The following is a 22,872-nucleotide window of genomic DNA, read 5'->3' on the forward strand; positions in this document are numbered from 1 at the left end:
TCACCTCCTGCTCCAATAGAAGCTAGGCTTCATTTTCAATCTTCTTTAGCTTCAGCCCATTGAAGTCTCGTCGCAGAATGCTCTCTGCTAGAGCCAAATTCACCACGATGATCGTCTCCTTTATACCATCTAATTGGAATAACGGCGCTTTCCCCGCCCTCGTTCTATCAATGACGAGCCTCTTTAGCGTGTCGTTTCGATAAAATTCGCTCTGCGGGGAGAGGCAATTGAGACGCTGCGGAATCATGAGCCAGTATACATCCTGCCGCATCCGAATCATGTCGAAGATTCCAACCGGGCGATATTTTTGCCTTGGCAAGAACCTGGCTATCAACTGCTTCAGCTTGTCCGACAAGAGTGGAATTGGCCTCTCTATGAAATCTACATATTCTATGTGATCACGTTGTTGAACCTGGAACTGCAGTGTCAGACGATCCAATTCACTTCCTCTCGCCTCGGTTAGCATGTCTTTATGGACTATCTTCGAAATTCCAGCTGGTACAATGGCATCTGGGATGCGTTCATCCTGCGAGAGGATAAAATAGCTCATCTCCCGTCTCCTTTCCCCTTTACACTTTCCATAGCACCTGTGTTTGTTGAATCTCGTTCAAGTGAACGCTCTCTCTCTGTTTTACAGAAAACACCGCATTTTTCATGTTCGCTCCGTCAAAGACGGCATCAATTATATTGGCGTCGGAGAAATCTGCACCATACAGCCGCGCTCCTGTGAAATCGGCTCCTTCTACATTTGATCCGGCAAAGCTTAATGCCGATATACCGGGCATATAGAGAAAACGCGATTCCTCCCAACCGTTCGATCCTTCAATATCACGGAAAACGGCTCCCTTGAGATCGCAATCGCGGAATTCAGCGCCATGAATCTTGCAGCGGGAGAAATCTGCCCCCTTCAAGTCGGAGCCAATCCACCTTGTTCCAATAAGCACACAGTCTCGCAACAGGCTATGCGACAACTCGCTGTCAATGAAGTCGGAATAACGAAAGTCGAGTTGTCCGTAGTCCCCATCAGTCAATTTAAGATTCCGAAATGACTCATATGCATACTCACCATCGTTTTTCTCGTCCAGCCATGCCTTGACGGCTTGCAGTTCCTGCTCCCGTTCGTCCTGTTTGAACACTGCCTCACTGATATCCATATATTCTCCTACCCGGATCTCGAACATGGGCTCCTTGACGATATCCCGGTACTCCTTCAGCTGTACCGCTCTTGGCAAGGCATATCTCGCCAATGCAATGACGTAGCGATGAATGAAAAGCGCTTCGTGGAGCAGAATTCTTTCCACAACAGGGAGAGTCACTGCTCCCCCATACAGCTGACGGCTAGCAGTTAATCTCTTACCCAATATATCCAGATGGCGGAACGCCCACGTGGCATCATAGCTCCCTGCACACGGCGCACCGTCAAATAACCAGTTGGTGTCCATGGCCTCGACGAGGTAAGTGTACCTTCCTTCTGCAATTTCAGTACGCAGCATGGAATACATCAAGTATCCGATGGCACCTTTGTCTCCCTGATCCTGCGCATCCGTTATCGTTCGGCACATATCCGTGAAGGAAGAAATAAACTCTTCGGCACGCTGCGCCTTATGCAACTGAAAATCCCTCTCCAATATAAGCAGCATGTTCATCCGTTCCCGCCGTACGACATGCTCCCGGAAATGGGCAATTGACTCGGCCTTCTTCACTTCATCCCCCCACTTAGTTCGTCTTCAGTTCCTTCCCGATAATCGTGGCATTTCCGTCCAGCTTAATGCTGCTCTCCTTGCACGACATACTGATTTCATTTTTGGCCGATATGACGACTTTCTTCCCGGAATCCATGAGAATACTATCCTCTGACGTAATTTTGATGTTTTTCTTGCTAAAAATCTCAATTCCGTTCTTCTCATTCAGCCTGATGAAAATCTCGCCGTCTTTTGCAGTAATCACAATCTCGTCCGGGCTCATCATCAGTTCCTTGCCGGAAGCCGTTCGGAAATATTTGATGTTCGGGTTGCCGAGCTTGTTCGTCCCGCCCTCCGTCGAGTCTTGGCGGACCGAACTGCTTGCCACGCCCTCTTCTTCTTTTTCGCTTGGGAAATAGATCCGCACGGTGTCGCCAAGCTCGGGCATGACGTACCAGCCGCTATGACCTTCTGCCGTGTACACCGAAGTATATGGAAACCAGTGGGCCTCGCCCTTGTTCTGCTTCTCATCGATATCCAAGTGCACCCTTACCTTATCTTTGGCGATGTCGATGACTTTGCCTTGCAGCGAAGCGCCGACAATCTGACGATTGTAGAGCACCTTCTGGCGCAGTCCTTTGTGCAAACATAGCACGTACCGATGCATCAGCAGACCGTTCTTCACTTCCGTCAGCGCCTCGCATACGTACAAGCTCTTGCCTTTGAACCCAATCCAACTGCCAAGCTCCAGCACCCTGTCCGTCTCCACCTCATAGTAGATAAAGTCATTCTCGTCCACGTTCGGAGAATCGTTTTCGGCAAAATAACGATATGTGGTCATCCGCTTTCTGACCGTATAATGGTAGTCTTCCAAGCGGGTTTGCGAGCTGCTCTCGAAAATACCGAAGTAAAATTTGGGGCGATCGAATACCGCAGCGGGCATTAAGCTCGTATGAAAGCGGGACGCCATTCGTTTGAGAAACTGCCAATCGGTTTCCTGATATTGCGCGGTGAACCGTCCCAATCTCGCATTGTCGGTAGCTTCATCCACCACATCCATGCCCGGATAATCCAATGCAATCTCATTCAGCAGCATCGGGATCGTCATGGCTTTGTTCTGAAAGGATCGGCTCTTCCGTTTCACATCCAGCTTATAAGAATGAGACACGGCCTCCACCTCAAGATAATAGATGTCACGCACAACCTTGATCCCAATATGGAGCACGATGCCGCTGAACAACGGTTTACTGCCGCCCTCCTCATCGATTTGACTGATCTCGATGGTTGTATCTGCGTCGGTCATCTCCACATAACTGTCCTTCAATTCCTCGGGTACGATGCCTGTAAATGTAAGCCGCGTATGGTCGTTAATTTTCTTTGTCAACTTCAGTTCCTGCAAATTGACAAGCCGATAGGGGGCCACCTGCAAATTGTGATAAGTCAGAGCGGATTGACTCATTGCTTCGTCCTCCCTTCCTCCGATTCGCCGATAACGAGGGAATCCATGAGGCCCCGGGCAATCGGCTGCCAATGTTTCATTTCCTCTTCCGTGCAATTGAACGTGCAGAGCAGCGCCTTATGCTCCAACTCGGCAAAGAACATCAAATTATACAAATTGGCATTCAGAGCAGGAGCCAGAAATTCGCAATATCCTACATGCTTCCCGCGAATCTCTCGGGCACCGTCTTCGTACCACTGCAGAATGGGCTGCGTTCGACGCAAAATTTGAATCATGGCCATCGTAAACTCTTCCATTTCTTCTTCCATCACGGCATGATCCGTATGGTTGAATGCGATGTTAATGGAGGTGCTGTCATTCGTATATATTATGTTAGGCCTTCGTTCCGACGGGTATTTCATGGCTGCGGCTTGGGGTGGCATCAGGTGAAACGTCCTGGGCAGCGGTACGCGGATTTTCCCGTCCAATAACCGTTCTTCCGTGAACGGTATCGTCTCCCCGTCTATCTTCAGTACAGTCTGGTGGAAAAGGAGGGGCTGATCCGGTTCTGTTAAACCTTCATTATGCTTATCCGCAGCTTGCTCTTCACGCCCTTGATCCCCATATAACATGGAAATGATCTGTTCATCCATGTGCTCCATATCACTCATCTTCCTCACCTCTCGTTCATTGCGCCCCTATTGCTGGCATCCTCTTGCGTCAGTCCACAATCACCCGCTGCCGGCCGCCGTGCCGGACATCCGGCGCCAGCGCTCTGCCGCCCCCCGCTTCGCCCAGAATCCGCCGCAAGCCCGCAAATATCCTTTCATTGGTCAGCTCCCTGTACCCCGTTCCGAGCCGGTGCCCGAGATAATGCTGGATCACGTCCCGCTCCACGTCCCCGCCGTTCAGGCACAGCATGGCGAACCCCGCGTCATAAGCATGATCCGTTCCGCTCTTCAGCAGCTCATTCGCGAAATACCGCAGGATGAACGGAGACAGCGTACTGTGCCCCAAGCCCGCATAGGGCACATGGATGACGTTGAACGTATTGTATTCAGTCGCCAAGTCGGCGAAGCTCTGATAGTCCGCACGCAGCCGGGCGCCCTCCTTCAGCTTGAAGCGCCCCAGCTCCAGCTCGTCGGGCCGGACATGGACGTTGTCCTCATCGAGCACGATCTCCCCTGGAAGCGTGGTGAAGTCGCTCAATACCTGTTCCGCAAGAAAGCGGATTTTGAGCACCGTCTCCTTCCCGTTCGACCGATAGGGGAGTTCGAAGTCGCGCTCCAATGTGTATAAGCGGCCCTCATGCTTGACGATGCCTCTTGCAATCGTCAGGCTGCTGGCATGAACCTGAACCTCGGCCCCCGTTATAATCCCATCGGAGTGCCGCTGATAGGCGATGTCGGCGAACTGTCTCGGGTAATCCCGCAAATTTTCGAGCATGGCGGTCTTCAGAATCCGCCCTTTATGGAAGTGTGGAACATGATGCGTAAACAAGACGATCCCCCCTTTCCCTCACACCCCGTTATTTCAAGCCGTCGAAGAAATCCAGCTCCGACAGGTCATTTTCAAAGGCATAGAACTGCTTCTTGCCTATATACAGCTGCTCGTCGAGCCGTGCGACCGGCACCGTGTCGAAGCCCCAGCTGCCATCGCCTGCGAACACGAACCACTTCGCCTCCCCGTTGGCGATGGAATCGGTATCGTCCTGCGGAATGCAAGCGCCGAACTGCGCGGCAATCTCCTCATACAGCACGGGACGGTAGCTCGCGAAATCATTCTGGTATACGGCCGTATGCCGCAGTTGTCCGTCGCCCCCGCGAATATGGAATTCGATCTCGTGCGCGCCGAGCGGCCTCGAGATCGAGCCCTGCGCCTGATCCAGCCGTTCGTAGCCGGAGATGAGCATCTTCTCCCGGCCCGTGTGGGTCCAAGCGCTGACCGAATACGGAACGACAGGCGCGTGATTCGTCAGCTTGGCTTCGATAAGCCCCGACTTCCGGGCGCTCAAGTAACGCAAGGCGCCCCGCAAGCAGGCTAGCTTCAGCTCCGGCACCTTCCCCGAATCCTCCGCCTTCTGCCGGAACTCGATCGCCCGTCCAGGCACGAATTCCTTGAGCGCTTCCCGGAATACGTCGATGCGGCACGATTGGCCCGTCAGCTTGATGATGGAATAATCCTGCAGCCGGCCGTCGCGGTAGAACTCGTCCAGGAACTTGCGGACGATGGCGTAGATATCCCCCCGGATAAGCTGGTTCATCTCCTGAATGTTGAACACGACGTCCGGCGGCTCGTGCACATCCCGGAATTGCCCGTTCTCCCGCAGCGACAGGCACCACCGGTCAACGGCGGTAAGGTTCAAGTCGCTCTCCTGCCGGCAGCCTTGGCCCGAATGGAACCGGCTGCGCAGAATGCCCGTCTTGCGGAAAAATTCCTTCTTCATGCCATCGGCCATCTCCCATAGGACATAGAAATTGTTCCGCACCCGTTGGTATTCATCGCGGGCCCGGTTCTCGTATTCCTTGAACCGGGTCGGAAGGAAGGCCTCCGCCTCGCGGTAGCGGGCGTCGAACTGCGCATAGACCGCCTCTGCGCCGAACTCGTCCACGTGGCGGTAGATGTCCGTGGCCGGGATATCGATTAAGCTGTCGATATCCGGCAGAACTCCCCCGCTGCCATAGAATCCGGCAAATGCGATCTTCATGAATTGCATAATGCGGTATGTAATGTTGTTCCCGCCGAAGTTCGTATCCCCGTTCTCGTAAGACGTATGGATATCGAGCTTGTAGGCGATATTCCCATCCTCGATGCGGAAGCGGCAAGACGACAGGTCAGTCGTTCCCCCGCCGCAGTCGATGACAAGCGCTTTATATTCCTCTCCGTCCATGAAGCGGCGTTTCTCCATCTGATCGGCGATCGTGTTGTACAGCACAGCCAAGCCTTCATCGAGCGCATCGCCCGACTCGATGTTGTATTCGGGCAGGATGTCGGCGAACATGTCGATGAACTGCGCCTTCAGCTTAACCGGCCCGGATAGATGCAAATGCTTGAAGCGGCACTTGAACTGGTGCTCGGCCATACGCACCACGTGCCGCATATACGCGCGCAGCATGTCGCTTCTCGTCACGGCGGCCGCGTTCCCTTGGCCATCCGTCACTTCCTCCAGCCGCTTGTAGTTGTTCACCCAGCGCTTCATGCCGTGGAAGACGGAGGCGCTGCCGCTGTACCCGCCCTTCTTCTTGTCCTGCAGCGCGTCGTAACCGAAGCTGAACCGGACACGCTCCGGATCGGCGCAATCGGCGACCCCGATCACCGTCGGCAGCACCTCGATCCATTCCCCATCCCTGGATGTCGTATCGGGGAACGACACATAGTTGATCCGATCCAGCCGGATGCGGCCATTCAACAGGTCAGTTGCGTTGAGCGAAGTCACGTATCCGCCGTCCAAATACGCCCCGGCCGTCGTATTGGACGTCCCGAAGTCAATCGCCAACACGGCATCCGTCTCTTCGAGCTCGCGGATGTCGAGGTCTGCGACCGGAACCTTGTAATAGTACAGGTTGGCGGGCGGAAGCGGCTTGTCGCGGTAATAGGTGTGATACATATATTCCGACACCTGCTTCTGGAAGAAAAGCAAGCTATATTGACGGTTCGCCGTCTTCTTCACTTCCGCGTCTTCGCCCATCGCGAGGCAGTAGACGCCCGGCTTCGCTCCATCCTTCACCAGATTGAGAATGGCGCACAGCTCCAGATTTTCGTTGATGAGCAGCACATTCGATTCGGTAATTGCCTGCCCGGCTTCGACCCGATATCCGTCGAACCGATCCAGCTTCAAACCGGAATACAGGGTGATTTTGGCTGGAATGCGAATGCCTCCACCATCGGAAAGAGGCGTGCCTAGATAAGTTCTCAGCGCCGCCTCGACCCGGGCGAATCCGCCTGGCTGTATGTCATTAATGAGCAGGCTCTCATCTGCGCCCCGGTATTTCATTATGGTCGCGATGAGCCCTTCCCGATCCAGTGTATGAATTAGTCCTATGACCAGCTTCTCTTGATGGCAAATGTTCCGGAGCTGGAACGTCGTCATCTCCGACAATTCCTCCCGGGTATATTCCGCGCGCTTCCGCCCGCCGTCCCGGCTTGCCGGCTGCGTATAAAGCCTGTATGTATATCCGCCCATCATTGCCTCCCTCCCAGCCTCGCTTCATGAGGCTGCTGTGCTGAACCGTTCGCTTTTTGTCCGCACCTCGTTTTTTGACCGACCGCTAATAGAGCGAAATGCCGCCCAGCCGCATCGTGTCATCCACATCGATGATGCCGAAGTGATCCCGCCAATATACTTCTATGTGGAACCGCGCCGGCAGGAACAGCTCCTTAATCAATTCGAGCTTGGCCCGAGCCGTATCGGTATCCTCCTGTCCGACATAGAACAGCAGCTCGTCCTTGTCCTCGCAGTTCGCATAAATCGTCGAGCGCGGGAAAATATCCCGCATCGTATCCTTGAGCAGATATACCGCTTCGCCCGTCTCATACAAACGCAGCACATTGCCGGCGATAGCCTCGCGCTCCTCGCGGTCGAACAGCTTGATGCCCTCGCTGACGCGGGCTCCGAATCGGCCTTCCTCCATGTCGCGCAGCGCGAACCTGATGTAATATTCCCGCCTGTTCATGCCCTGGACACGGTCAATGCCCGTCAAGAAGTGCAGCACGATGTCGAACAGCGTGCTGCGCAGCTCCACATCCTCTTCGTTGTTAATATCGAACATGTCCTTGAACAGATCATAGAACCGGTAATACGGATTGACCTCGACCATACCCAACTGCCCAATCGCCTGCGCGTTGAGGTCCTCCAAGCTTAGCTCCATATAGGGCGAATACACTTTGGCGGGAGTGAACCGGATGTCCAGCGCGTTCACGCCGGATTGTTCCGCCTTGATGATCAAATCCCATATATAATTCACGCCCATTCCCCTTCGCACTTGTATTCCGGAAAATACATCTGCACTTCGGACACGAGAAAGCTCATCAGGTCATGCAGGATGAAGCGGTTGCCTTCTTCCGCATTGCGCGCCCGGAAGCCTAGCCGCATCACCTTCTTGTCTCGTTCCGTGCGGACATTGTCACTAATGAACGGGTTCATCTCGTACGTCTGCTCCGTCCCATCCACCCGGTCCCGGATATCCACATGCTCCAGCTGCAGCATGCGGGCAGCATCGAAGGAGTGCACGATCCGCAGGATTTCGCCCTTGGCCCGCACAATCTGCGCTTGCCTGCGCGCATACTTGCCGATAAAGCCATCCGTTCTCCGATTGGACACCAGCTCGTATTCAAGACTGCCGAGGCGTGAAGCGACAGGCTGCGAAATTTTCAGAACGTTCCAGATGCCTGCCTTCTCCTGCGGCGAGACAATCGTCAGCTCGTCCCGCGTGCGCTTGATATAGCGGATGTTATCTTCATTGCCCTCCACGAGATAGCCATGCTCGCTGCCCGTCTTGTGCAGCGACAGCACATGCTCGAAGTTGACGCGATCGGACGCGGGAACCGGGAATCCGCTGTTTTTGATGGCAAGCTGCTCGATGTTCCAGAGGGGAACGACATCGACCCGCTTATGCGGCTCGAATTCCTCCAGATCGACCGTAATCTCGTAAATCTCGTCTTCTTCCCGCAGCGTATCCTCGCAGTCCGTGAGCAGAACGTCGAAAAACTTGTGCGCATACGGATGATTGACCGTTTTCCATGGAATGCTATTTTGCTGAAATACATGGTATAGCTTTTCAATCTCGTTGATGTACAGCTGGCTTTGCGACAATCGCACCTGTATGGCGCAGCTGCCTCCAGATGTCTTCATTTCCCCGCGGAATGTTCTCTTGCCGGTCAACAGCTCTCGCAGCGCCGCGAAATCACACTGCAGAAACAGCGTAAACAGCAGCGCTTCCTCCTGCCGCTGCACCTGTCCCACGAGACTGCTCATATCGATGGGCTTCCGCGCCGCATCTTCCGGCAGCATCGGGTGCAAGAAGTCGTGAATCGGGTCGAGGTCATCCCGGCGGCACATCGAGACGAAGATGTCATGCTTGTCCTCGCCGTCCTCAACCTCGTCGAACACCTTGCGCTCCATATTCCGGTTCATCTCTTCCTGATACTCCACCAGATTCAAGAACAGTCCGGTCATCAGCTGCTTCAGCAGCTTGCGCTGTTCGAGATCCTCCATCCTGCTTAACCGATCGTGTACGATGTCCTTCATGGCGATTGATGGGTTCCCTCCTTCTGCGGTTATTCCCCGCTGCCTTTGGCATCCGCCGCTTCCGCTTCCACAGCAGAGGCCGTACCTCCGCCATCCGCAGCAGCCGCTCCGGCGGATGAGCCCGAGGACGTACCGCCGGTAGACGGCTGCTTGGCGCTCCCGGATCCGGCTCCCGCCCCTCCGTTGCCGGAGGCTTGTCCCGCGCCTGCAGTGCCGGAGTTGGCTCCGCCCGCTGCGGGCTGCGCCTGTCCGGCGCCCGATACCGGACCGCCGGCCGCATTGCCCGCTGCTGCGGCACCGGCACCATCCAAGCCGGCAGACGGCTGAACGGCTGGCTGCGCCGGATTGAGCTTATCAACCGCTTTGTCGATCTTCCGCTCCATGCCAAGCACCCGTTCCAGCATATCGATTTCCTGATAGATCTGCTGGGCGGCGGAGTAGGCGTCGATAGCTCCCACATAATCCTGCGCGGCAAACTGCTGATCGCCCTTCTTCTCGTGCTTGTCGCCCTCCAGCAGCCGTTTCTCCTTCTTCAGGCCGGAGACCTTGTCCTCCGCCGCATCGAGCTTCGCGCGAATATCCTTCTCGCCGTCCGCATAGCCTTCCTCGATGGCCGCCTTCCGCGCCTTCTGGTAGGAGCTGCGCGCTCCGACGTAATCTTGGCCTTCGAACTTCATGTCCCCTTCCTGCACCCAGCTCATAATTTGCATGTACGTAAGGGAACGGTCTATTTTGTCTTCCAGCTCTTTATGATTGAACTCCTTGTACGGCTTCGCTTCTTCCTTTGCCTTCTCGTATTTGTCCAACGCCTTGGCGAAATCCCCATCCTTGAAGAAGCCGTCTCCGTCCACCATAAGCTGCATCAAGCGCTGCTTCTTGCCGTACATGTCGCGGTGAATCCGATCCTTCAGCCGGATGGCCATATTGCGTGCTTCGCTGTACTCCTTGACGGCCTTCGGATAGTCGCCGTCCTTCATGTACATGTCCGCATTCTGCGAGAATTCAAGCATATTCGCTGCATTCTCCGCCTTGCGTGCCGCCTCCTTCACGAAGAAGAAGGTCGCGCCTCCCCCTGCAATGAGCAGCACGATCAGCGCCAGCAGCCACTTTTTCAGCAGCCGCCATTTCCGCTTCGGGTCTTCCTTGAACACCTTGTTGGCGTACACGGCGACGGCGGTATAATTATTCACCGTCCTCCGCTGCTTGCTGAGCAGCACATCCTCCAGCGTATCGGTGAATTCCTCCGGCTCCTTCGCTTCCGCGAGCGCATCGATCATTTCCGTGCCGTTGACATCCTCCCATAGCCCGGGCGTGCAGAGCAGCAGGGCATCTCCCTCGGAGAGCGGCACCTTCTTGGAGACGAACGGCTCGAAGCCGTCGGGCTGGCCCATGTAGTGAATCAGGTTGTGGCGCTCTTCATGTACCTCCATCGCTTCTTCCGAGATTTCCCCGGCATCCGCCATCATCTGCGCCAGACTCTGATCCTTGCTGCGCGCGAACAGACGCCCGCCGCGGAAATGATACAGCCGCGCATTGCCCGCCACTGCCCAGACGATCTTCGCATAGTCGGTCACGACCAGTATCAGGCTCGCCTTGAGCCGCACCCTGCGGCTCTCCGCCTTCAGCCATTCGTGCGCCTCCTGCATATATTGCTTCAGCCGCAGCGGCGACATGGTCGGCTTCTCGGTGAATCGCCGGAGGATGCTTTTGACGACCATCTCGGCGCTGTCCGCTTCCCGGTCCGCATCCAGGCCGTCGGCGATGACCCAACAAGCCATATCATCAAGCTCGACATAAGCGAAATAATCCTTATTATGTAGAAAAGAACCGGCTTCCGAGACGAAGCTGGTCTTGAATTCGCTGTTCTCCTTTCTCATTCGTACCCCCGCTTCTCCTGTTATCCGCATGCGCGCTCATTCATGGAAATCTCCCGAAGCCAGGAACAGCCGCTTCAGACGTTGTCCACAATGATAACGGTCGCGTTATCTTGATTCGCCAATCCCTTCTGTTCGATCGCTTCGATGATCTCCTCGGCGGCATCGTGAGGCGGGAGCGGCTTGGATAAAATATGCTCCATTTCCACTTCAGTCAGCGTGTTGTACACTCCGTCGCTGCACAGGACGACCCGGTCTCCCGGGTGCAGCTCAAAGGGCTCGCTCCCGATTTCGATGCTTTTGAAGTTCTCGTAGCCCAAATAATTGATGAGCCGTCTCTTCATCGGGTGATCCAGCGCTTCTTCCCTCGTCATCTCTCCCGTTAAATAACGTTCCTGCAGCACCGACTCCAAAATGTGCTTCTCGTTCATCCGGATGAACTCCCCGTTCCGGAACACCATAATGATGCTGTCGCCAACGGCTCCCCAATACAGGCGTTCGTCCGCAATGACGGCAGCCACGAGCGTTGTTCCTCCGGGTGCCCCCTTCAAGTTCCTTACAATTTCCGTATTGCTCACTTTAGCCGCCTTCGTGAAATAGTGCCGGACATCCCGGATGTCTTCCAGCTTCAAAAACTCCCGGATGAATACCGTCACGGCCAGCGTGCTCGCCATTCTGCCGTGCGCAAGGCCGCTGATGCCGTCTGCCAGCACGGCCGCCGTACCGTGCGCAGTGGTGACGCTGGAGAAATAATCATCCTGCTCCTCCCGGACACCGATGGTCTGGCCGTTCCCAATCGGTATGCCCGCCGGCTCGCTGCTTGCCGCATCCGCCATCAGGCGGCTCCGCGCCCCGAGCAGCAGCAGAATCGCGGCAATAGACGACAGCACGATCAAATACGGCACCCAATCCTGTACTTCCATCGTGGTCATCATCCCTAACCCATATCGTTATTCCATTCAAAATGGACGCCGCAAAGCGCAATAAAGATGAACTTGCTGCGGCCGAGCTGAATGACATCATAGGCGGCCAGCTCTACTGGCGAATAGACGGCCTCGTTGTTGTGATAGGCAAGGCCCGACGCATCTCCTGGCAGAAGGTAGAAATTGCGCTTCTTCGGGTCGTAGACAATAACCGCATGGTTCCGCCGCGATATGGCATTGTCCCCGAGGATGCGGATGTGCATTTCTTCCGAGCGGCCAATGAAGTTTTTCTCCGCCATAATCCGGTAATCCTGACCGAGCTGCGGCCCCTCGATGCAGACGAGCCATCCGGTCACCGGCTCGATGCCGGTCGTTTCGCCCAAATACGGCATCGTCTTCTCTTCTTCCTCCGCCCGCGCCTGCTTCTTCACTTCGCCGCTCGGCGCCTGTTCCACCGAAATGCTGCAATAAGGGCATATGCTGCCATGTTTTCTCGTGCTGAACATGTGTCCGTTTGCGCATCTTGTCAGACTCATCCTGTTCATTCCTCCGTTAATTTTGATCGATGCTTGAATGGGTATGGTTACTTCGCTAATATTCGCGTGTTGGCAATGCAGATGATATCCCCGGATTGAATCCGGTACGGCTCATCCACCTCCAACCGGCTTGCCGTTCTGCTCCCTGCTTGGCGTATGCCGACGCCGTTCCGGGAATCGAGATCCTCGACGAACCAGTTCCCCGACGCATAATTCAACACCGCGTGATGCTTGCTGATGAGCGACGCATATTCCGAATCGGACAAATCTATGTCAACCTCGCTTTGCGCGCAATTTTTGCCGATGAGCAAGGATGTTTCCCCATGGATGTACCATTCCTTTACGCTCTCCCCTTCTTCGTCCAAGAGGACAAGCTTGGCAATGGTTGCGTCTTCCTCCTGTCCGGCCGTACGGCTCCGGGCGCGCAGAACGGCATAAATCACCGCCGTTGCCGCCAACAGGACACCGACCGCCGCCTTCAAGACAGGGTCCATATTCCATACATACACATAGAACAGCGCTGCCGCCGCAATGACGGCGATCAACAAATCGATGACGATAATCCAACCGGACCTTTCCTGCCGGTACGGGTGACGCTTTGCTGGCTCAGTGCCCGCTATATTCCCCACGTTCCATTCCTCCGTTACTCCCTTGAGTCCGCAGGGGACCCGTCCAAAATCAATATATGTTTGGCCATAACAACGAAAAAAAGGCCCCGAACATGAGCAGAATGATGTATCGGACATCCTGCATCATTCCACCTTGCAAAGGTTGTTCCAAAGTGCCCTTTCGACCGTGAAGCATACCATTTTAAAAAATAAAGAGCACATAGCAACGCCGGGCCGTTATTTCTTCTTCATTCCAAAATAGCGTTGAAACAGATCCGACGTGTCGATCGGATTGGCCGCTCCCTTCCCGCCGTCCTTCTTGCCCGTCGGCCGCTTCGTCTTCGGATCGAAGCCGAAGAACCGCGCAAAGTCAGCCTCCACGTTCCGCGGATCGAACTGCGTCCGCGCTTCCCGTGCCGCAGCTGTTCCCCGAGCCGATCCCTGTCCTTCCGTCTGGAAGCCGCTTCCCCGGCCGGAACCTTGGCTGTTGCCGTCCAACCGTTCGTCATAGGCTTTCCGCGCCGCCTCGTCCTGCAGCACCGCATACGCCTCATGGATCTGCTTGAACCGCCGCTCCGCTTCGGGACTGCCGCCGTTCACATCGGGATGATGCTGCTTGGCGAGCCGCCGGTACGCCTTCTTCAATTCCTCCGGCGCCGCATCCCGCCGTACGCCCAGCAGGTCGTAATAGTTAACCATCCGCCTCACCCCGCCAACCATTAGAATATAAAATTTTAAGAGGCTGGAAGCCTCTTAAAATTTGTTGTCCGATTCTAGTTACGAGCACATGCGTAACCTTATTAGGCAGGATAACCGCCGTCAATCGTAGCAAGCTCGGTTTTGTCTTTCTTCTGTTTGATGTAGAGGCTGAACGTACCGACCCCTTCAGTGTCGCCATAAGTCTCGGTGTAGTCCACAACGAAAGCGTTCGGGAAGTACACTTTGCGCACGACCTGATCCGCGGCGATAACTTCCAGCGTTACCTTGCGGTAGCAGTCCGACTTCTCGGCAGGAACAAGCGACCACAGCGCCAGTTTTTTCGTATCATCGGCATTGTCGCCATCGGTTGCCGTGATGATTTTGCCGGAAATGCGCATTGTCGCGCCTACGTCCGTCGATCTCGCATTGGAATCGTTAGGCGTGTCGGTGTCATAGATGACTTGCTGAATGTTGTCCATGCCGAGCTCGATTGTTTCTGCGCCTTCTACTCTGAGAATGAATCCCATGAATAAAACCTCCTTGAATTGGGTTGAAATATTTTCCGAAAGCACAGACCGCTTTCGGGATTTATGTTTGGAGGCGAACTTGGATAAGCACGCCTCTAACACACGTTTCCATATGCCTGTCACGCTCTTCATGCTTTGACAGGCGTCGTGCCTTTCGTAATCATGACTTCGAGGTTTTTCACGTTGCCGTTGAACACGAGGTCAATGTGGCACAGGTTGCTCTTGTCGTCGATAATATAGGACATGTCGTCCCCGTCTTGAATGATGGAGTTGACATACCCGCGTGAACCGAGCCATTTGCTCTTTTGGCTGCTCGGGTTGTTGCTGAAAAATTTCACGATGTTCTCATGCTTGAAATCGCCCGTCTGGAAGCAGAGAATGCGTTCGATGTAGGTGCTGACAAGCGTTTTATAGAGCGAGTCGAAGCCGTTCTCCGTCAAGGCCATGCTTCTCGCCTTGTACACCGTAATCCGCTTGATATCCTTGTCCTGCAGCTGCGCATTCTCGGAAGAGAAGACAAAGCCGAAGTTTTTGCGGTTGATCGCGTCTTTGATATTGTTCGTGAAGCCGGTGATTTCCTTCGCCATCGTCGTGACGGCGCGCAGCGCATGGTCGCTGGCCTCGATATCGAAGCGCACGCCCGGGTATTCCCGGCTGACATTTTTGAACGACTCGCGCAAATATTCAGGACATTGGTACGCGGCGACTATCCCGGCAGCGACGTAGGCTGCTCCCACATACACGCCTTCGATCCACAGCTTCAAAATGTCTTCCTTCTCCTGGGACAATTTGACGCCGTTTTCCGTTTGCAGCATGCGGCTGTCGATGATAACGCCGGATTTGTCCTTCGGAATGACCGTGAAGTTCGGGATGCACGGAATGGCGAATTCGCTGTATTCCTTGCGGACCATGCCGCTGCACTTGTCGATGTACTTGTCGAGGCCGGCAGTCGCCATGCTGCTGAAGGTCGTCTCTTCGCCCGATTCGAAGCTGAAGAAGACCTGCACCTTGTAGTCCTTGACGACCTGCAACAGCATCGTCAGCGATTCCATCGTATTTCCGTCCTGCTTCACGACTTTTCCGTTGCCCCGGAACCGCTCGCGGGTGACCTTCACCTTGCCGGCCGATTCGAGCTCAACAGAAGGCACGATGCCGAACCAGATCGTATCGGAGAATTCGTTTTTGGAGTTCACTGTGTTCAAATACGTTTCCAATCTCGGAATATTATTGCTCTTCACCGTCATGTCGAGCTTCGCGTTCGTGATGAGAAGCGATGGCTGCATCCCTTTGTTTTTGGTCGCGTATTGGTCGAAGAACATGCGGACGCCCAATATTTTTTCCACCAAAGGTTTAACCGTTTTCACAAAGTCGTCCTTGGCGTTTTTGTAAAACTCTAAATACGTGTTATAGTTCTTTACTTCTGTCTCCGTATCGACCTCCGTCTGGACGGCTGGCAACGGACAGAACGTGCGCACCACCAGATCTTTCACGTAGGAAGACGGCGTCTCCGTAATCGATTCATAATCTTCCTCGAATACGTTGGCGAGCCCGGTGCCGCTGCTGTCATCCAGCAGCATCAGCTCGGTATTCTCGCTCTTCGGCGCTTCAATGATTTTCAGTTCCCCGGCCTCGCCGATCGTGAGCATGCCGATTTGAATCGCTTCGGACTGGTTCTCTTCCCGCGAGCCCCCGAGCAACAGCCGGGTCTTAATATCCTCGATTGCGAGCGGAAGCATCGCCATCACGTTGTTATAGTTTTTGCTCGCATCCTCGAACATGCCGTTCAGCTTATCGCCCAGGTCGAGCTTCTTCGGATCGCCGTCATCCAGCTTGTCGTGCTGGCTGTACAAGTAATGAATCTCTTTCCGCACTTGGCGGATATCATCCATGACCTTCTTCGGCGAAATCATGTCCAACAGATTTTCGAACTTGAAGTCGACATTCGTAATGCCTTGGCTGCGCTTCGTATCGATGAGCGTGAACAGCATCTTCAGGAAATCATTGCTCTGATCGATTTTGATCTCCGAAATGCAATCTTCCGAGATGCCTTCCGGCTTCTTCAAGGTGTACATCACTTTCTGGTTCGCGGCATTGTAGAACGAATACACGCTCGGCGAGAACTTGTCCAGAAACTCGTCAAAGCTGCGGACAAGCAAATGCTCGTTGACTTCCTTGATTTTGTCGTCACTGAGGCTGTCAATCCCTTTGACATCGCCTACGATAGTCAGAAGGTCCAGCATCTCTGGATTGATTTCCTCGAAGAGCATGGCGCGGTTCGTTTGATTAATAATGTCCATCGTGTTCAGCATAAAAAGTGGCAAACCGCCTTTCACGCTTGCGCGCTCATGCCGGCCTGCAAATCTTCATGCTTCCTCCTCTCTATTTCGTTGTGATAGTCTCTTCGCACTAGCTGCGTGAGTATCTCTATCGCAAAAGTACTGCTTGTTCAAAATCTAGGAGATTAGTTCGACACAATCTTATATAGACCCATCCTTTTTTGTCAATATTTTTTATAAAAGGTACTAAATAACTATAAATCTCCTTGATTCCCCCAACAAAGAATGATTTTTTACAAATCGTCTTCAGTTTTCGGGACAATTTGCCGATGCTATATTTTGGGACGGCGAGCTGAATTCTCCTATTGTCCCGATTAACCCCCTCATTCTCCCAATTATTTCGGTACTAATTAACAAAATGTTTATATCGTTACAAAAAAATATATATTTTTATTTTAAGTTAAAAGGTGGTATCTCGATTTTTATGAGGAGAATATGGGGATTTAATCCTATTATTTCACTTCTTTTAGCCTGTGCCGTATGGCTTGCCGCATCGGCCATGATACCCATCCGATATGCCGATGCGAAGGCCGGATCGGAGCAGGGAATCGACGCTGTCTTTGTCATGGACGTCAGCTACTCCATGAATGAGACCGATAAAGAGGGTATAGCAGCGGAAGTCGTCAACATGTTCATGGACATGAGCGATTCGGAGCGGACCCGCATCGGGTTCGTCGCCTATAATGACAAAATTGTGGCGTCGGAACCTCTCACGTCCCTCGCGCTGCCCGGACAAAAAGAGAAATTAAAGCGCAAAGTCGGCAGTTTGCGCCGTTATGGATATACGGATCTGGGCCTCGGCTTGAAAAAGGGCGCGGATATCGCGACAGGCGGGACGGGCAAGGGCGGCAAGCCCTTTATCATCCTGCTGTCCGATGGGGGGACCGATTTTGGAAATACATATACCGGCAGAACGGTAGCGGACTCGAATAAGGATGTGGAGCGTGTCATCCATCAGGCCAAAACAAAGGGGTATCCCATTTACACCGTCGGCCTGAATCATGACGGCTCCGTCAACGAGCAGCAATTGGAGCAGATTGCGTCGGAGACCGGCGGTTCTTCTTATATGACGAGCAGTGCGGAAGATCTGCCCGAAATATTCAACCGGATCTTCGCCGATCAGATTCAATCCGTTCTCGTTCCCATCGCTGCGGTAACCGCAACCGGGGGCATGCAGGAAGTGAAGGTGAACCTTCCCAACTCCAGCATGTCCGAGGCGAACATCATTCTGCTCTCGCAGAACCCGTTGAAGGAATCGCAAATTTATTACAGCTCCAAAAACGTCCGGTTCTTCAAGTCCGGCAAATATACACTGATGAAAATAGCAGAACCGAAAAAAGGGGAGCTGCTTCTGAAGTTCAGGGGAACGGCCGGTGGCGTAGTGAAGGTGAACCTGCTCGGCAGCTACAACATGAAGGCTGGCGCGGAATTGACTTCCGCAGAGGCCATTAAGGGACAGCCGACCGCTTTTGCTTCCCGACTGCATTCGTTCCAAGGCAAGGCGTTGGCAGACAAGGACGTATATCGCAACCTGGAAGCAGAGCTCGTCATCAAGGATCGGAAGACGAACAAAGAAGAGCGGGTTCAGATGGATAATAACGGGGCAGGCTTCACGGCAGAATACCAATTCCGTGTATCCGGAGCTTACGATTGGAAGGTCGTCATGAATGGGCCTTATTTCTTCCGGGAAACGGCGGGCAGTCATCTGGACATTACGAATAAGGCTCCGCTTGCCACCGGCCTGACATCGATTGAGATCTCGAAGGAGGACGGCGAGGCCAAGCTGGATTTCAGCCGTTATTTTACCGATCCGAACGGGGATGAATTAACATACAAGATTGCTGCCGGCAAGCGCGAAGACCGGATCGAGGCACGAGTGGATGGGACGTGGCTCTTCCTGTCGCCTCTTCGTTCCGGTTCTGCCGTGCTGACCGTAACAGCCACGGATCCGGAAGGCGGCACCGTCACGGGCGATCTGAACATTACGATAACTTCCGTGTGGGATCGTTACTTGATTATAGGGGGCTGCGCGCTCGCCGCATTGATAGCTGCGGGGGTATTATTCGCGTTGCTGCGGCCCAAGCCGGCGTTCACCGGCAGGCTGGAGGGCTACTTCCTGAATACGGCGAGCGGCAATGAAGTTCCCGTCAAATATTGGCCGCTCACCTCCTTGGGCAAGGCGCGGCGCGTAAGCCTGCAGCAATTGTTCGCCCGCCTGGACGTGAATGAACCGCTGCCTGAAGCAGCCAATATCGTATTCGAGGCGGGCAAGAACGGCACGCTTCGGGTCAAGCACCGCACCAACTGTACGGTTGCCAAGGGCCGCACGCCGCTGAAGCCCAATCATACCGAAATCCTCGAATACAATGACAAGCTGTACATTACATTCGAGGACGGAATTACGGAGATCGAGCTGCGCTTCAAGGCGGTGAAGCCGGGCTCCGTGTCGTATGCGGATCCGTCTGCGCTCCAAGCCCGTTAGACCTCGACAGCCCTTCCGGGCCCGGATTTGACAGCGGAATCCTTTTATACGCGGAGCTGCGCCGAGCTTCCGAACTCGCGGGTGGCCGGCACGATTCCGCACGAAAAAGACGCCACTTGCCGTGCTGTTGCACGGTGTTGGCGTCTTTTTCGTGCTGTAACTGCAGCGTGTATCCGAAGCTAGCCTTTCCGGACCCGGGCTTCCGGAACTAGGCTTGTTTGCGTCCGGGCATATCCTGCCGGGCATTGTCCGGCTTGCGCTTCCCGGGCAGCCGGTCGAGAACCGTCCGCAGAAGGCGCTCGGTATGAATTGCGGCTTTCAGCGTCTTCATGGAAGCGTGTCTCTTATCCGGATTGACGGCAAGCCCTTTGCGAATAACATGCGACATCAATGGGCTCACGCTCCGGTTCCAGCTTCTGACCGGATCGATGCTGTCGTCGAACAGCCGCCTTGTCACATCGTTCGGCGCCCGGCCGCAGAGGCAGAAGTACAACGTGGCCGCAAAGCTGTACACGTCGGATACGACGCCCTGGCGTGACTTTTCCGAATAAAATTCAAGCGGTGAATATCCTGCGCTCGTAAAAATCCGGTGTCCGGTCTGCTCATAATATATCGCCGAACCGAAATCGAGCAGCTTCGGCTGCCCGTCTTCGCCGATGATAACGTTAGCCGGCTTGATGTCGCGATGAATGATGCCTTCGGCATGAACGTACTCGAGCGCATCGATGAGCGGCAGCATCGTTCTATGCAGGAAGTCGGCCATTGAAGCGAGCCGGCCTTCCTCGATGTAACGATCCAGCGGCACTCCCTTGCAATATTCCGTGACGATATAATGCGTGCCGTTTTCTTCGAAGTGATCGAGATAACGGACAATGTTCGGGTGGCTCAATTGTTGAAGCACCTTCGTTTCGAGCAGAAACGCTTCGCGCAGCTCGTCATACTGCCTTCTGGCAGATGGTATTCGGCAGAGCACCGTCCGCTTGTCCAGATCGCGAACCGCCAGCTGCTTCGGATACGACTCCTTAATGATGACGGCTTTCCCGCTCTCCACATGGCGTCCGGTATAGATGATCGCCAGTTCGCTGCGAGAGACCGTTTTTTTTACTTTGTACGCATGATGAAGCAATGCATTTCTGTTCAGGCATATGCCGGCATGTTCCGGTTTCACAGCTTCCTCCCGATACTCATGGCCTCAGAACCGTGGCAGAGTCAGATTTCCCTGCCTGCTGTTCACTAGGCGCGTAATTACATCCTATTGTAGCACAGCACCCATAATTTTCTACGTGATTCTAGTCGCTTCATTCAAAAAACCGCCTCATGCTTAGTCCCTTGAATCATGCATTGCTTCACTCTCCCTATCCATCAGGATGCTAAGCTTCTGCGTAACAGAGAGCCTTAACGCGATGAAAATAACTGCTCGCTTCTGAGTGTGCGGGAGCGCGCCCTCTATATCCATTCATTTATTAACCGGTAAAAACAATTCCGTAATCCGCCACGACACGGTTGCGTCCGGCCTGCTTAGCCATGTACAACGCTTGATCCGCCTGGGCAATAAGCATGCTTGGGGTATGATCCGGCAGCGTGTTCTCCGGCAGCCACGTTGCGGTGCCCAAGCTGCAGGTCACAATGGATCCCGTTTTGGAAGCGACATGCGGGAACGCCAGCGATGCCACATATATGCGAATCGCCTCCGCCACTTCTATCGCCTTGGCAGCATTCGTCTGCGGCAGGATGATGCCGAATTCCTCGCCCCCATACCTGGCCATCACGTATAGCGGATGAATAACCACCGTTCGGATAGCTTGCGCTACGTGACACAGGCATTCGTCTCCGGCCAAATGTCCATACGTATCGTTGTATTTCTTAAAATAATCGATATCGAGCATAATGAGCGATAAAGGACTCTTCTCCCGCTTCATTCGCTCCCATTCCTGCTGCATCATCTGATCGAAATATCGGCGGTTGTATACACCAGTAAGCCCATCCGTGTATGAGAAGTCGGTCAGGAGCCGATTCGCCATTTGCAGCTTCTTGTTCGCTTCCCTCATTTGTTCCTCTGCCACAATCCGATCTGTCACATCGCGATAGTACATGGATATCCCGTGGCGGGACGGGTATACCCGAATTTCAAGCCAGCGGCCGCGCAGTTTGTCGAAGTCGGTAAATTCCGCCGGCTCTGCTTGCTCCATTACCTGATGACACATATGATACAGCTTCGTATTCAACAGATGCGGACTGATGGTCCAGATGGATTGTCCCTTTATTTCGTCGAACGTAAATCCGGAATATTTCTCTGCTGCTTTATTCATATAGGTATATCCCCACTGTCTATCCACGGCGAAAAAGGCATCCGTTATGCTGTCCAGAATAACGGCCACCCGTTCTTGAGATTGCTTAAGCGCGCTCTGCGAAATAATTAACCGCACATACAGACGATTCATCTGATGAAAGAAGACAAACAGCACCACTGTCGAAGATATAAGCGAATTCACGCACGCCACGTACCAGCCCAAGCTGTAACGGACCCCCGCGAACTGCGTAACCACAAGATCGAGAAATAACATAAAGACCGAGAGCAAAAGCCACAGATGAAGCAAGCTTTGCCCTCTGGTCATCACATACAAATATACAAGCACCGCCAAATTCATCAAGGACAAAACAGGACCTATCCCCATCGCGATCAGTTCGTGATATTTCCCCCCCTGTATAATGACGGGCAGGAACTCATGATGCTTCGTAAGCAAATAAGTCAATCCTGCGAGGATCCCGATGACACCGCCAAAAATGACACCTGGCCCGGCCTTGCCTTTGCGCTCTGTCGAGGCAAAGGTCCATCTTCTCAAACTGATCGCATACATGAAAATGCCTAATGGAAACCCGGCATGCCAGCATATCCAGAACCAGACGGGCGACTGCGGCCCTGCATTAAGCAGCCCCTGCTGCGCAAACACCCCAGGAAATGTAAGAATTTCCGGTATCGTAATCAGACCGGAATATAGAAAGGTCGCGGATAAAATCAAAATCGGTTTATATTGCGTTACCTGAAATTGAATATAGAGCAAATACGACGTCATGAAATAACCAAACATAACCCATGCGATAATGATAGACATGAACGGTTTAATAGGAATCAATGGGGTCGACGCAAAAGGAATTGAAATCAGTGATATGACGAACATGACGGACCCGATAATGATGGCCATCAGCTTCTGTCTGGGAGCAGCCGGAGTATTAATTAAACTTGTTAGCGGGTCGCGCATGCGCAGCATCGATGTCTCTCAACCTTTCTTCCAGTCGTTCGTCCCACCTGTCAACGAAACAAAGCTTACTTCTCCATAGTAACATACTTCTGTAACCCGCTTCGCATTCAACAATGAAAGTAACCCTACACGATGTGTAGGGTGAAACGGACATGTTATGCTTCTAAACTACTACCCGAAGATCGTAAGGTTTAAACACGCATTTTATTTTTCATTGCTCACCTTGCTTCGAATGCCGATATGTCTAAGGGATTTATTTG

18 protein-coding genes are annotated in these 22,872 nt (G+C 53.6%); 1 reads left to right on the forward strand and 17 read right to left on the reverse strand.

The features are described from left to right. Positions 1-22: 22 nt before the first annotated feature. From JSQ80_RS09635 to JSQ80_RS09705, 15 genes are all read right to left on the reverse strand, one after another. Positions 23-550 carry a serine protease gene (locus tag JSQ80_RS09635; protein WP_206095160.1) on the reverse strand — a complete coding sequence of 176 codons (528 nt, stop codon included), beginning with the start codon at positions 548-550 and terminating at the stop codon, positions 23-25. A gap of 19 nt (positions 551-569) precedes the next feature. After that, positions 570-1,703 carry a pentapeptide repeat-containing protein gene (locus JSQ80_RS29720; protein WP_206095161.1) on the reverse strand — a complete coding sequence of 378 codons (1,134 nt, stop codon included), beginning with the start codon at positions 1,701-1,703 and terminating at the stop codon, positions 570-572. Between the two features lie 13 nt (positions 1,704-1,716). Then, on the reverse strand, positions 1,717-3,141 hold the full coding sequence (locus tag JSQ80_RS09645) for a phage baseplate assembly protein V (protein ID WP_206095162.1): 1,425 nt from the start codon (positions 3,139-3,141) through the stop codon (positions 1,717-1,719). Continuing rightward, positions 3,138-3,791 carry a hypothetical protein gene (locus tag JSQ80_RS09650; protein WP_206095163.1) on the reverse strand — a complete coding sequence of 218 codons (654 nt, stop codon included), beginning with the start codon at positions 3,789-3,791 and terminating at the stop codon, positions 3,138-3,140. The genes JSQ80_RS09645 and JSQ80_RS09650 overlap by 4 nt, the downstream gene beginning before the upstream one ends. Positions 3,792-3,840: 49 nt before the next feature. After that, a complete protein-coding gene (locus tag JSQ80_RS09655) occupies positions 3,841-4,620 on the reverse strand; it encodes a DNA and RNA helicase (protein ID WP_206095164.1) in 780 nt (259 codons plus the stop codon). 28 nt (positions 4,621-4,648) lie between these two features. Continuing rightward, a complete protein-coding gene (locus tag JSQ80_RS09660) occupies positions 4,649-7,303 on the reverse strand; it encodes an acetate and sugar kinases/Hsc70/actin family protein (RefSeq protein WP_206097531.1) in 2,655 nt (884 codons plus the stop codon). Between the two features lie 85 nt (positions 7,304-7,388). Then, on the reverse strand, positions 7,389-8,090 hold the full coding sequence (locus JSQ80_RS09665; RefSeq protein WP_206095165.1) for an iron-dependent peroxidase: 702 nt from the start codon (positions 8,088-8,090) through the stop codon (positions 7,389-7,391). Next, positions 8,081-9,367, reverse strand: a complete 1,287-nt coding sequence (locus tag JSQ80_RS09670) for a normocyte-binding protein (RefSeq protein ID WP_206095166.1) — start codon at positions 9,365-9,367, stop codon at positions 8,081-8,083. Before JSQ80_RS09670 ends, JSQ80_RS09665 begins: the two co-directional genes overlap by 10 nt. A gap of 29 nt (positions 9,368-9,396) precedes the next feature. Beyond that, positions 9,397-11,244: a PP2C family protein-serine/threonine phosphatase gene (locus JSQ80_RS09675; protein WP_206095167.1), complete on the reverse strand. Its 1,848-nt coding sequence runs from the start codon at positions 11,242-11,244 to the stop codon at positions 9,397-9,399. Positions 11,245-11,318: 74 nt separating this feature from the next. Further along, positions 11,319-12,164 (reverse strand): PP2C family protein-serine/threonine phosphatase, encoded by an 846-nt coding sequence (locus JSQ80_RS09680; RefSeq protein WP_206095168.1) that lies wholly within the window; start codon positions 12,162-12,164, stop codon positions 11,319-11,321. Positions 12,165-12,178: 14 nt separating this feature from the next. After that, a complete protein-coding gene (locus JSQ80_RS09685; protein ID WP_087434662.1) occupies positions 12,179-12,700 on the reverse strand; it encodes an FHA domain-containing protein in 522 nt (173 codons plus the stop codon). 47 nt (positions 12,701-12,747) lie between these two features. Beyond that, on the reverse strand, positions 12,748-13,329 hold the full coding sequence (locus tag JSQ80_RS09690; protein ID WP_336245719.1) for an FHA domain-containing protein: 582 nt from the start codon (positions 13,327-13,329) through the stop codon (positions 12,748-12,750). Between the two features lie 216 nt (positions 13,330-13,545). Beyond that, positions 13,546-14,007, reverse strand: a complete 462-nt coding sequence (locus JSQ80_RS09695) for a J domain-containing protein (RefSeq protein WP_206095170.1) — start codon at positions 14,005-14,007, stop codon at positions 13,546-13,548. A 101-nt stretch (positions 14,008-14,108) separates the two neighbouring features. Further along, positions 14,109-14,534, reverse strand: coding sequence for a membrane-associated protease 1 (locus tag JSQ80_RS09700; RefSeq protein WP_087434665.1), 426 nt, complete (start codon positions 14,532-14,534; stop codon positions 14,109-14,111). Between the two features lie 128 nt (positions 14,535-14,662). Next, a complete protein-coding gene (locus JSQ80_RS09705; protein WP_206097532.1) occupies positions 14,663-16,831 on the reverse strand; it encodes a transcriptional regulator in 2,169 nt (722 codons plus the stop codon). 463 nt (positions 16,832-17,294) lie between these two features. On the opposite strand from JSQ80_RS09705, the gene JSQ80_RS09710 reads away from it, so the two are divergent. Next, the gene (locus JSQ80_RS09710; RefSeq protein ID WP_206095171.1) at positions 17,295-19,352 is read left to right on the forward strand and encodes a VWA domain-containing protein; all 2,058 of its coding nucleotides are present in this window, start codon (positions 17,295-17,297) and stop codon (positions 19,350-19,352) included. Positions 19,353-19,560: 208 nt separating this feature from the next. On the opposite strand, the gene JSQ80_RS09715 is transcribed toward JSQ80_RS09710, so the two are convergent. Together JSQ80_RS09715 and JSQ80_RS09720 are read right to left on the reverse strand one after the other, a co-directional pair. Continuing rightward, on the reverse strand, positions 19,561-20,520 hold the full coding sequence (locus tag JSQ80_RS09715; RefSeq protein WP_206095172.1) for a protein kinase domain-containing protein: 960 nt from the start codon (positions 20,518-20,520) through the stop codon (positions 19,561-19,563). 295 nt (positions 20,521-20,815) lie between these two features. Further along, the gene (locus JSQ80_RS09720; RefSeq protein ID WP_240463607.1) at positions 20,816-22,621 is read right to left on the reverse strand and encodes an MASE4 domain-containing protein; all 1,806 of its coding nucleotides are present in this window, start codon (positions 22,619-22,621) and stop codon (positions 20,816-20,818) included. Positions 22,622-22,872: the final 251 nt, after the last annotated feature.

The sequence above is a fragment of the Paenibacillus apiarius genome, from assembly GCF_017052585.1.
GTDB classification, from domain to species: Bacteria; Bacillota; Bacilli; order Paenibacillales; family Paenibacillaceae; genus Paenibacillus_B; species Paenibacillus_B apiarius.